Origin of the sequence: Pseudomonas sp. R1-7, assembly GCF_051132105.1 — a bacterium.
Classification (GTDB): Bacteria; Pseudomonadota; Gammaproteobacteria; order Pseudomonadales; family Pseudomonadaceae; genus Aquipseudomonas.
Genome location: NZ_CP071661.1, coordinates 366,366 through 378,569, shown reverse-complemented (window position 1 = coordinate 378,569; position 12,204 = coordinate 366,366). Strand labels below are relative to the sequence as shown.

9 protein-coding genes are annotated in these 12,204 nt (G+C 57.9%); 3 read left to right on the top strand and 6 right to left on the bottom strand.

Annotated elements, in window-relative coordinates; all coding sequences use genetic code 11:
- Nucleotides 1-3 precede the first annotated feature (3 nt).
- Complete coding sequence (locus tag J3P79_RS01700; RefSeq protein WP_434607660.1) at nucleotides 4-750, bottom strand: 2OG-Fe dioxygenase family protein; 747 nt, start codon at nucleotides 748-750, stop codon at nucleotides 4-6.
- A gap of 397 nt (nucleotides 751-1,147) precedes the next feature.
- Between J3P79_RS01700 and J3P79_RS01695 the strand changes: the two genes are divergently transcribed.
- From J3P79_RS01695 to J3P79_RS01685, 3 genes are read left to right on the top strand one after another with little or no spacing between them, the layout of a single operon-like run.
- Entirely contained in the window at nucleotides 1,148-1,894 is a 747-nt protein-coding gene (locus J3P79_RS01695) for a DUF4123 domain-containing protein (protein WP_434607658.1), read from the top strand.
- Nucleotides 1,894-6,609 (top strand): RHS repeat-associated core domain-containing protein, encoded by a 4,716-nt coding sequence (locus tag J3P79_RS01690; RefSeq protein WP_434607657.1) that lies wholly within the window; start codon nucleotides 1,894-1,896, stop codon nucleotides 6,607-6,609. The genes J3P79_RS01695 and J3P79_RS01690 overlap by 1 nt, the downstream gene beginning before the upstream one ends.
- Entirely contained in the window at nucleotides 6,606-7,115 is a 510-nt protein-coding gene (locus J3P79_RS01685) for a DUF2247 family protein (protein ID WP_434607655.1), read from the top strand. Before J3P79_RS01690 ends, J3P79_RS01685 begins: the two co-directional genes overlap by 4 nt.
- Before the next feature lie 75 nt (nucleotides 7,116-7,190).
- Here the strand turns inward: J3P79_RS01685 and J3P79_RS01680 are convergent, their stop codons facing one another.
- The 5 genes from J3P79_RS01680 to aguB all read right to left on the bottom strand — a co-directional run bounded on the left by J3P79_RS01680 (nucleotide 7,191) and on the right by aguB (nucleotide 12,027).
- Nucleotides 7,191-8,477, bottom strand: a complete 1,287-nt coding sequence (locus J3P79_RS01680; protein WP_434607654.1) for an OprD family porin — start codon at nucleotides 8,475-8,477, stop codon at nucleotides 7,191-7,193.
- A gap of 248 nt (nucleotides 8,478-8,725) precedes the next feature.
- Nucleotides 8,726-9,397, bottom strand: a complete 672-nt coding sequence (locus tag J3P79_RS01675) for a DsbA family protein (protein WP_434607653.1) — start codon at nucleotides 9,395-9,397, stop codon at nucleotides 8,726-8,728.
- A 198-nt stretch (nucleotides 9,398-9,595) separates the two neighbouring features.
- Nucleotides 9,596-9,796: a hypothetical protein gene (locus tag J3P79_RS01670; RefSeq protein ID WP_039592665.1), complete on the bottom strand. Its 201-nt coding sequence runs from the start codon at nucleotides 9,794-9,796 to the stop codon at nucleotides 9,596-9,598.
- A gap of 242 nt (nucleotides 9,797-10,038) precedes the next feature.
- Complete coding sequence (gene aguA / locus J3P79_RS01665; protein WP_434607650.1) at nucleotides 10,039-11,145, bottom strand: agmatine deiminase; 1,107 nt, start codon at nucleotides 11,143-11,145, stop codon at nucleotides 10,039-10,041.
- A gap of 3 nt (nucleotides 11,146-11,148) precedes the next feature.
- On the bottom strand, nucleotides 11,149-12,027 hold the full coding sequence (aguB, locus tag J3P79_RS01660; RefSeq protein ID WP_434607648.1) for an N-carbamoylputrescine amidase: 879 nt from the start codon (nucleotides 12,025-12,027) through the stop codon (nucleotides 11,149-11,151).
- Nucleotides 12,028-12,204 lie beyond the last annotated feature (177 nt).

The following is a 12,204-nucleotide window of genomic DNA, read 5'->3' as shown; positions in this document are numbered from 1 at the left end:
TGTTCAGCGAACAATGTCAAAAGCGGTCCCGGGCCGCGAGAAGGAAATCGCGAGGATCTGCCTGAACGCCATCTCGTGGCTGTGGACGTTGCGCGCAGGGGTCACATAGTGGCGCATGTCACGATCGAGGAAAAATGTCGTATCGAGGATATCCTCGTAAGTGGTTGCCGCCAGTTGCTCTTCCTGGACGCTGTAGAGACGACTTTCTGCGCCGGAGACATTATTGCGGCCCCAGAAATGGACACCGCTGAACGGATAGCCGTCGCAATGGATGCCTTCAGGGGTGATCTCCAACTGCTTGCCTGGCTTGATCTCGATGCGGATCTGATGGATCTGGCATTGCCAGATTTCATCATGGAGCTCCGGCGGCAAGACGTTCTTGTACACCTCGAAGTCCGTGTCGATCAGGCTGCGCATCACCGGGGAATTGATCACTTCGTTGGAGAAATCCTGGAAGTGGCGCTCCAATCCGCCGACGTAACTGTTGTTGGCCTTGGACTGGACATAGGCCCGGTGTTCGAGCTGCTTGAGCTCGCGAGTCGTGGGGTTGTATTCGAAGTCGCTGTAGCGGCGGAAACGCATGCCTGACTCGGCCTGGCCGTAATAACTGTCGGGCTCCATGTTTTCCCAGCTTTTGGTCAGCCGGACAAAATCGCCGAAATGACCGTAGAGATTGAAGTCTCCACCGCGGACGTTGACGTATTTGTCACGTCTTAGCGCTTCGCCCACTTCCCTGTTCAGAACGATCATTTTTCATAGGTCTCCACTGCATTGAGCGGACTAATCTATTAGGTGCAGGATTTGCGTCCATGAAAAAGTATTTGAAGCATTTCAACTGGCGTTTGAAATGCTTCAAAAAATTTAGATCCGTACGACTTTCTTCACGGAACGATGCGTTCGCAACGTCATTTTTAACAATGGACGGCCCTGAATTCTGTTTTTTCGAGTACGCAGGAAATGGCGCGGCAACGCGCAACTAGCTGTGCACTTTTTATCCAATCCGCCCGCATTATCCGCCTTCAAACATCCAATCCCCGCTTTAACACGCCGGCTCATGGGCCTTCACAAAACCTGGCTCATTCCTTGATAGATGTGCGGCCCTCACCGGGGCAATCCCCGGCCTCGCATCTTCGGCAAGGAGAGCCCAATGGCCACACCAACATTCATACCGCTCGACCCCAGAACATGGCTGGCGCAACAGCCGATACAGGAAAACGAGCACCTTTACCTGATCATCAGTGCGGCGAGCGAGGTCGATGCGCTGCAAGCCCTGCGCACCTCGGTTCCGGTCCATCCATTGCTGCCCATCTGGAGCGAAACGCCCTACGCCACTTGGCAACCCGTAATGCCTTACGTGACCAAGCTCGACCCCGGCTCGCCGTTCCTGTCCTGGATTGCCGAAACCGACAGCCTCGACTGGGGCTGGCTGGCGGTCTCGCGGTGTGATCCAGAAGAGGTATTGGCGCACCTGCGCAGCCTGACGCAAGTGAAGATGCCGGACGGTAGCGAAGTCTTTTTCCGGTTCTGGGATGGGCGATTCTTTCATTCGATCCTTGAAGGCCTCGGTGAAGCCGCCGGGGATATGTTGCCGGTGTTGGAGCGTTATCTGATCAATGGGAAGTCCTTGGATATCGGTCCGACCAAGGTGCCGGCGGTAAAGGATTGGCCGTGGTGGGAGATGCCGAAGGAGCTGTCGGACAAACTGGCGCAGCAGAACCCTTCGGCACTGGTGGACGGCCTGATGCAGTGGCTCGAGGAGGAGCGCCTGGATCTTTATAGCGCTTGGCCCACAGGCAATCTGAGGCTGAAAGTCAGCCGCTGTGTTCGCCATGGGACGGCTCGGGAAACACTGAAGGCAACCCTGCTGAACGCGCTGATCCTGGAGCAATGTTGATGTCCGCAACGGATCATATTGCGTTCGTCGATGAGGAACTTGCGACATTCAAAGACAGTTTGAAGCGCTATCAAGAGCAGACCCAAGCCTGGTATTCGCAACGGGCCGATGACTTCAGCCGACTTCATGACCTGCCGTCTCTCATGGGGATGGAGCGCATCATCAAGGTCGGTGAAAGCCAGAAAACCGTGGCAATGACCGACAGCGACTTCAACTCGAATGTAACCAGGTGCCCGCTGAAAGGGCCTTTGCAGATCGAGGGCAAATTCGAGTCGGTCTATGACATCCCGATCGGCAATGTCGACGTTGAAATCGTCGATGTGGACAGTGGCGCCACCAGCAAAGTCAGGCTCGACGCCCAAGGAAGGGCCAGCTGGACCGGCGGTGTACCCGGCAAGTATTACCAGGTTCGCGTGCACAGCACAGTCACGCCCGCCCAGATCGATGCGCTGTTCAGCACTTATGACGGGCTGACCGGCGAGCTGGAAAAATTCCTGCGCACTAAATGGGAAGGCCCGGCGGGGTACAGGCAGCAGTGGTCGAGCCTGTCCTTATCCGGTACGGCCCTGGCGGTGGGCAGCGGTATTCTCGAAGGTGGATGGGAAGCCATCAAGGGTGTGTGGGACGGCATCAGCCTGGTGCTGGAAATGCTGAAGAACCCGGCGAAATTCATGGATGAACTGGGCGAAGGGGCCGATCGGCTCATCGAAGTTGCCAGACAAGCACCCGAGGTCATGAAAAAGGCCATGCTGCTGGCCAGCGACGAGGCTGCGCTCTTCCTGATGATGCGCTGTGCGCTGATCTGGTTGGCAAGTCTGCCGCCGACGCAAATGGCCGGCGATGCCGCAAGGATGACCACCGCCGCGCTCATGGGAATCGTGATCGACATCGTGCTGGCAATCGTTCTTACAGTGGTTGCCGAGGGTACCGGCGTTATTTATCTCGCGGCACGGTTGAAGAAATATGGGGAAATCATCCTCAAGGCGGTGATCGGTTTCGTAGAGTCAGTGTTTGCCATCATCGACGGCTTCATGGGGTACGTCGCCAAGTACATTCCGGTTGCCGTGCGGGGCACGGCGGCACCCATGAAAAAAGGCGCGGTCGAGCTGCGCATCGACGGCAAGAGAAACGCCAGGCTCGTCGCGGGCAAGACGGTCGACGATGCTTCGAAGCAGGCGACGACGCCGACCGGCAAGAGCGCCGAGCCCGCGGCCCATACCTGCACCGACAAGTGCCCGGTCTCGATGGTGACCGGCGAAGAACTGTTGACGCTCAACGATGGCCAACTCGACGGCCTGTTGCCGTTCGAGTGGACTCGCCTATACCGAACCAGCGCAGTGGAAATCGACTGCGGCCTGGGTTATGGCTGGAGCCACGCGCTGGCCCATCGGCTTGAAGTCACTGGTGAAGAAGTCGTTTGGACCGATCACGAAAATCGATCCATTTCCTTCCCGCGCCCGACCAAACAGCGTCCAGCGATTACCAACAGTCTGTCCCGTGCAGCTATTTACCTGGGCGACGCTCCCAACGAGCTGATCGTGGCTCAAGCAGGCCAAAGGCCCTCGTTCTATCACTTTCATCTACACAACGATGGCGCCACCTTGGTTGCCATCAGCGACAGCTATGGCAACCGATTGCGCGTTACCCGCGACATGCTTGGCCAGATCAAACGCCTGGACAATGGTGCCGGGAGAGGGTTGCTCCTACGCTACAACGGCAGTCACATCGTCGCGGTCGATTACCAACAGTTCAACGCGCAGAACACGCTGGAACGGTGCTGGACGACCATCCAGACGTTGGTCACCTACCATTATGACGTCCAGCATCGTCTGGTCGAGGCGACCAACGCCAGCGGCGAGACGGAGCGTTATCGGTACGACGAGCAACACGTCATCGTCGAACGACAGCTAGCCGGTGGTGCCAGTTTTTTCTGGGAATGGGAGAACCAGGGAAAGCAGGCCCGTTGCGTTCGTCACTGGGCCAGTTTCTCGCAAATGCATGCGAGTTATGCCTGGGATGATAAGGGCAGCGTCACCGTTACCCATGGCGACGGCAGCGTGGAGGTCTATACCCACGACGACAAGGCCCGGCTCATCAGCAAGACCGATCCGGACGGCGCGCAACATCGCAAGGCCTATAACGAAAAGGGCCAGCTGATCGCAGAACAAGATCCGCTGGGCGCCGTGACTGAATACCGCTACGACGAGGACGGCTTGCTCACAGCCGTCATCCCGCCGGAAGACGAAGCGGTCGTCTACGAACACATCAACGGCTTCGTGAGCGATGTACATCGCGGCAAAGCCAGCTGGAAATACCGCCGCAATCGGCAGGGCGATATAACCCGGCAGATCAATCCTGACGGAAACATCACGTACTACCACTACAGCGACCAGGGGCGCCTGAGGCTCATCAGCCACCCCGACGGCAGCTCTCACTCATTGAGTTGGAACAACCTCGGTCAACTGGTTGAAGAATGCCTGCCCGACGGCAGTCAGCGTCTATACACCTACGACACGCTCGGCCGGCAGGTCAGTCGCCAGGACGAACACGGCGCCATCACCCATTACCAATGGGACGCCGTGGACCGCTTGCTGCAAACCACCTTGCCCAGCGGCGCCACCCGCGCCTGGACTTACAACGCCTACGGCAAGGTCATCGCCGAGCGGGACGAACTGGGCCGCACCACCCGCTACGAATACGCCGACGACCTGCACCTGATCAGCCGCCGCCTCAACCCCGACGGCAGCGAACTCAAATATCGCTACGACTCGGCACGGCTGTTGCTGACGGACATCGAGAACGAATCCGGCGAACACTACCGGCTGGACTACACGCCCAACGGACTGATCCGACAGGAAACCGGCTTCGACGGCCAGCGCACCGGCTACGCCTACGACCTCAACGGCCACCTGCTGGAAAAAACCGAATTCGGCGCCGATGGCAGCCAGCGGATCACCCACTACCAACGCGACAGCGCCGGCCGTCTATTGCGCAAGACCTTGCCCGACGGCACCACGGTCGATTACCGCTACGACGCCCTCGGCCGTTTGGTCAGCGTCGACGACGGCCATTGGCCGCTGGCCTACGAATACGACAACCAGGACCGCCTCGTCGCCGAACACCAGGGCTGGGCGACCCTGCGTTACCGCTACGACAGCGTTGGCCGGCTGATCCACTGCCGACTGCCCGACCGCAGCACCCTCGACTACCGCCACGCCCACGGCGGCGCGCTGATCGCCATCGACCTCAACGGCACCTGCCTGACCGAACACCGCTTCAAGGGCGGCCGCGAAACCCAACGTCAGCAAGGCCTGCTGCTCAGCAACTATCGCTACGACGAGCAAGGCCGCCTCAAGGCCCAGACCGTCTGGCAAACCCAGCAACATCAGTTGTCATGGCGCGATTATTCCTACAGCGCCAACGGCAACCTCGCCGCGCTTTCCGACAATCTAAACCGCCGCAGCTACCAGTACGACACGCAAGATCGACTGCTCCGCATCGACTATGCCCACACCCAAGGCCCCGAACGCTTCGCCCACGACCCGGCCGGCAACCTGCTGCTGCAAGACCGCCCCGGCCCGACCACCCTCAAGGCCAACCGCCTGCTCATGGAGGGCGACCGCCACTACGACTACGACGCCTACGGCAACCTCATCCGCGAACGCCGTGGCAAAACCCAATGCCTCGTCACGCACTACCGCTACGACAGCCAACACCGCCTCATCGGCGTCACCAGCCCGGACGGCAGCGAAACGTCCTACCGCTACGACGCCTTCGGCCGACGCATCGAAAAGACCGTGGCCGGCCAGACCACGGAATTCATCTGGCAAGGCGATCAGGTCATCGCCGAAAGCAGCGATAGCCACTACCAAAGCTACGTCTACGAACCCGGCACCTTCCGCCCATTGGCCCTGCTCGAAGGCGAAGGCCCGGACAACGCCACGCCTTTCCACTACCACAACGACCACCTCGGCACACCGCAGGAACTGACCAGCCAGCAGGGCGAAATCGTCTGGGCCGCGCGCTACAACGGCTACGGCAAACTCACCGAACTCCGGCATGGCGACGGCAAGCGCCTGGAACAACCGCTGCGCTTCCAAGGCCAATACCACGACCGGGAAAGCGGCCTGCACTACAACCGGCACCGGTACTACAATCCGGAGACGGGGCGGTATCTGACACTGGACCCGAGCAAGCTCAAGGGTGGGCTCAATGGGTACCGGTACACCCTGAACCCGACGGGGTGGGTGGATCCGTTGGGGTTGAATGGGTGTCCAGGTGATGCCCCCGCATTAGCCGAAACAACATCAAGTCCTTCCTCCGAAGTAGTTGTAAATGACGGTACGCCTCCGCTCCCGAGGCCGCAGGAAAACACAGCACATAACGTGGCGCTTTTTGAGCGCCAGCGTGCCACATATGCAGAAAACGAGATAAAAACCGCAAAACATATAGGCAGCGCTACGAAAGATGATCCGATGCATAGGGCTCCGAATTATGTGATTGACCAAATATCAGAAAATGGAAGAGTATTTCCGCTTCGAGGCGGTGACGGATCAAACAATACGTTAACTCAAATGCCTGGAACGATGAATGACAGAGCTGGAATTTTTGAATGGATTGTGAACTCTAAGCTAGAGCTAACCCACCAGAGATTTATTCCGGACGGAAGGATAACTGGAACTCCTAATCAAGTCCCATCACGGCTACCCAAATGACCCCACTATTACTTGACGGCCATTACATTTTTAAAAAAACTCCATGGCTGAGCTGGAGCGAACTCCTACTTGGTCTTGAGCGTGGCTATATAAATGAAAAAGGAGTAATAGACTACATCTGTGATGCGTTAACAACCGATGCGCCTATCGAGGCATTTGAAATCGCATCACTTGAACCACACCAACAACATTTAGTTCACGACCTGCTCAGGACACTTAGGGCTCAAGACTGTCGGTCAGACCTGGACAGTACTGAGCCCTGGCTATTTTTGTTGCTTTACTCCGTTCTTGAAAACAAAGACGAATACAAAGACCCACTAGAAATAGCAGAAGAATTGTATTCTGATTTTGATTACCCAGAAAAAATCGCATCCATTGTAAGATATATGCCGCCACCTGACGGAACAGGGGGTTCAGAGGAATTGCTATTCAAAAACTGGAAACGCATTCTATCAAACTATGAAAAATTTTTTGAAAGCCGTGACAGAGCTCCTATAAAAAAATAATAGCTCAACAACCCAAAAAGCCCCCAAACCTAAGATCGGGGGCTTTTCGTCAAACATCTACTATCCAATCACCCATCAAAAAACATCAATCGGATAATCCACAAACACCCGCAGTTCATTACCGCTGACGTTATACTCGCTGGACTTCTGCGACACGCGCAGGAACGAGCTGCGCAACCGCACGCTCAAATCCTTGGCCGGGCCGCCCTGGACCACATACTTGAACTGGTTGAAGATTTCGCGCTCGGAACCGCCTTCGCTGGTGGAGGTGGTGATGTTATCGCCACGCACGTAGGCCACGTTATAGGTCAGGCCCGGGACACCGAAGGTGGTGAAGTCCAGGCCGTAGCCCAACTGCCAGCTGCGTTCGTCTTCGGCGTTGAAGTCCGACCAGTAGGAGTTGGCCAGGTAGATGGTATTGCCGCCATCGCCGACACGATTCTGATCCCGTTGGTAGCCGCCGTAGGCGTAGCCGAGGTTGCTGTCGCCGGTGCTGCGCTGGTGGGCAAGGGTGAAGCTGTGCGGACCGGTGGCGAAGGTGGCCGCCAGGCTCCAGATCTTGTTGTCGTCGCCGGTGACGTTGTTTTCCCGCACGTAGCTGTTATCCAGCTTGGTGCGATAGCCGTTGAAGTCCAGGGTTAGGGATTGGTCCTTGGCCAGCGGGAACACGTAGTTGGCGTTCACGTATTGTTTCTTCAACACGTCCTCGACGTCCGAGGCGTAGAGCGCAGCCTTGAACTGTTCGGTGAACTGATAGCTGCCGCCCAGGACGTTGATCGACTTCAAGCCACCGCTGTCGCGGCCTTCGGCGCTTTTACGCGACTCGGCGGTGAAACGGCCGGCGTTCAGTTCAAGGCCTTTGATCTCCTTGGAGGTGATCAGCGTGCCGGTGTAGCTTTCCGGCAGCAGGCGCCCGTTGTCATAACTCAGGACGGGCAAGGCCGGCATCTGGTCGCCGTAGGCCAATACGGTGTTGGAAACGCGGAACTTCACCGCAGCACCAGCCTTGGCCAGGTCATCGGCCGCGTTGCCGCTGTCGCCTTTCTTGAAGAAATCGATGCCTTGCGCACCGGTGCGTCCTTTACCGCCGTCCAGACGCAACGCGTACAAGCCGAATGCATCCACACCCACGCCCACCGTGCCTTGGGTGAAGCCGGACGAGAACGTACCGATAGCCGCCTGGCCCCATTCGGCCTTGTCCTCGTTACCATCCTTGTAGTCGCGACTGATGTAGGCGTTGCGCAACAGCACTTTCAGGCTGCTGTCCTCAACGAATCCCTTGGATTCAGCCTGGTCGTTGGCCATGGCTTGTGTGGTGCTCAATATCCCCAGTGCGATCAAACTAATGCGCTTGTTCAACATGATTATTTTCCTTGTACGGGTTGATTCGCACTGCAACCGGCAACCGGAATGGCGCTTTTGCGCTCTTTTCGGACTCTTGCTCCTGGAAATAATGAAAAGGCCCGCCCACGGTTCATCGTGTCGGGCCCTTTTATTATTTAAGAGTCATGGCTGTTGGCCACAGGCGTGGGCGAATCCTAGTCGCGCCCTGAACCCTGTGTCAATTTCGTGAATCGTCTTGGATTAGGCGAAAAACGTCTAAGAACAGATCAGTTTGAACAACCGTCCAGGCCACAGACCGCTGCGGATGCAGATTCATGCGATGGCATGGCTTGCTTCAGCCATTGGGCAAACGCTTCGGGCTTGCCCAGCCAGGGACCGATATCGATCAGCATCAGCCGGCCGTCCCGCTCCAGGGCGAGCGTCGGGAAACCCTGCCCGCCAGCCTTGGCCAGCAAGGCGCGGCTCTCGAGGAAATGTGCTTGCACATCCACCTCGATGAACGAACGCCGGAACGCTTCGGCCTCGAAGCCGATGGAGTCGGCTAATTCCAATAGCACTGTTTCGTCAGCAATTCGCCGGCCTTCAACGTAATGGGCCGTTTGCAAGCGCTCCAACAACGCCAGACCTCGGCCCTCAAGCTGTTCAGCCGCAAGAACCGCCGCAGTCGGAGGCGCCGAGTCGAAGACCGCCTCCTCGTCCCGCAAAAGCCCCTCGAAATAAGCCTCGCCAAACGGCTGCCCGGTGTATTCAGCGATTCTCCGGTCATGGGGCATCACGTAATTGCGCAGCTGGGCGGAGACTTTCTGGCGATTAGCGCCGGTCATCATGCCGCCGCCATGGGCAATAACGGGCAACACTGTCCTGGCGGCCTGGATCAGCGGCTTGGCGCCGTAGCACCAGCCGCACAATGGATCGTAGATATAGTGAAGTTGGGTCATGAAGGCTTCCGCCGGGGCTCTCGTTTCTGAAGCGGCAGGTTAGCCTTGGGCAGCACGCGGAAAAACGCTGGAACGGTGTTCAGTTTGTTTCGTGGATCGGTCGAATCCGTGGGGGCGGGCTTCCCGGCTCCAAAGGAAAGCCACAGACATAAAAAAAGCGCCGTCCTTTCGGGCAGCGCCTTTATCAATCCGTTGATTCTATCCTTGCATCACATCCCACAACGCTTCCAGCTCCGCCTCGCTGAACAGGCCAACGGGGTAGCGCTCCATGATCATCCGACGCGGATCAGGCTCTCTGATCTGACGCGTCCCATTGGATTTCAACCACTGCGCCACGGCTTGAAGCGACTCACCATTTACAGCCAAAGGATGGCATGCGCGCTCACTTATCATGTTCATTCCAGCGCCCTCCTGGTTGATGAGCGGCCAATCTATCCGAGGTTTATGACAAAACAACGCAGCTCCCCTCCCCGAAACTGCCCGGATGACGATACAAGAGCTATGCCAATGTCACCGCGTCGCCAGCCAACCAGGCGCAAAAAAGCCCGCGCCCCAATCAGGACGCGGGCTTGCCGGGATGGATCCAAAACCACCGATCTAGAGCCGCGGCGATTGGTGTCACCTGGTTGTTACATCGCCACTCATTTTATGCGCGGTGCCGGTTGCTGTTGGGTAAGGCAATGGATATTCCCGCCTCCCAGTAACAGTTCCCTACCCGGCACCATTACCACCTCATGCTCAGGAAACAGGCTTTGCAGCAGGTCCCTGGCCGGCCCATCCAGCGGGTCATCGAAACTCGGCGCGATGATGCCGCCGTTGACGATCAGGAAGTTCACATAGGAACCGGCCAGGCGCACGCTCGGATTGCGCTCCTGGGAACCTTCAACCGCGTCCACACCGGCACACTCTTGCTCGGTGGCGTACAGCGGCCCGGGGATCGGCATTTTATGCACTGTGAACGGGCGGCCCTTGGCGTCGGTGCTGTTTTGCAGGACATTCATGGCCGCGTGGCAACGGGTGTAGTTCGGGTCTTGCGGGTCGTCGGTCCAGGCGAGCAATACTTCACCCGGGCGCACGTAGCAGCAGAAGTTATCCACATGGCCGTCGGTTTCGTCATTGAACAAACCGTCCGGTAGCCAGATGACTTTATCCACAGCCAGTTGGGCGCTGAGCACTGCCTCGATCTCTTCGCGGCTCATGTGCGGGTTGCGATTGCGGTTGAGCAGGCATTCCTCGGTGGTGATCAAGGTGCCTTCACCGTCGACATGGATCGAGCCGCCTTCCAGCACAAAACCTTCGGTGCGGTAACGCGGGCTGCGCTCGATCTCGAGAATCTTGCCGGCCACTTGCAAATCGCGGTTCCACGGCGAATACAAGCCGCCGTCGAACCCGCCCCAGGCGTTGAAATCCCAATCGACGCCGCGTACTTCGCCGTTGTCGTTGATGACAAACGTCGGGCCGGTGTCCCGGACCCACGCGTCGTCGCTGGACATTTCCACCAGGCGGATATTCGGAACATCGAGGCGCGCCCGGGCGTTTTCATACTGCGCGGCGGACACCGCCACGGTCACCGGTTCGAAGCGGGCGATGGCCTTGGCAACCGCTACATGGGCGGCCTGCGCGGGCTTGCCGCCCAGGCGCCAGTTATCCGGGCGCTCGGGCCAGATCATCCAGACCTGGGTCTGGGTTGCCCACTCGGCAGGCATGTGGAAACCGTCCGCGCGCGGAGTGCTGTGCAAAGTTGTCATCAATCAGGACTCCAGTGAGCCGTCGAGGGTTTTGATCGCGCCGTACAGGTTCGGCCGCCGATCACGAAAAGTGCCCCAGGCACTGCGAATGTGTTCCAGCTCGTCGAGGTCGAAGCTGTGCACCCGCACACCTTCTTCGGTTTCGTTCAGTTCCTGGACTTTCTCACCAAACTGATTGGCGATAAACGACGAGCCGTAAAACGTAATGTCGTAGCCATCCTGCTCTTCATTGCCGATGCGATTACTGGCCACCAGCGGCATAAGGTTGGCGCCCGCATGGCCTTGCTGCACGCGTTGCCAGTGATCGCGCGACGAGAGGGTCTTGTCGTGAGGCTCGCTGCCGATGGCGGTCGGGTACAACAGGATTTCCGCGCCTTGCAGCGCCATGCTGCGGGCACATTCCGGGAACCACTGGTCCCAGCAGATGCCTACGCCGATCTTTGCGTAGCGGGTATTCCAAACCTTGAAACCGGTGTCGCCAGGGTTGAAGTAGTACTTCTCATGGTAGCCAGGGCCGTCCGGGATATGGCTCTTGCGGTAGACGCCCAGGTTCCGCCCGTCGGCATCGATGATCGCAATACTGTTGAAGCGCGCACGGCCGGCCAGTTCAAAAAAACTGATGGGCAACACGACCTGCAGCTCTTCGGCGATTTTCTGAAAGTGCTTGATGGCAACGTTGTCGTCTACCGAGGTCGCCAACTGCATGTAGTCCGGGTTCGGCTTCTGGCAGAAGTACGGCGTCTCGAACAATTCCTGGATGAGAATTACCTGTGCGCCTTGGGCTGCAGCCTGGCGAACCAGCTTTTCGGCGGTCTCGATATTGGCTTCGAGATCCCAGGAACAGGCCATTTGAGTAGCGGCTACGGTGACGATACGACTCATGATTCATCTCCTGGGGGATGGACAGAGACGCCTTTATAGCCGATAAAAATCGGGTTTAAAAGGGAATAGAACTAACAGATCTACAAATAACGCCAAAAATACCGACAAAAATCGATATTAAGAGCGCCCCGTGGCAGCGAGCCTGCTCGCTGCCACAGGGAATATCGTTAGCGTGGA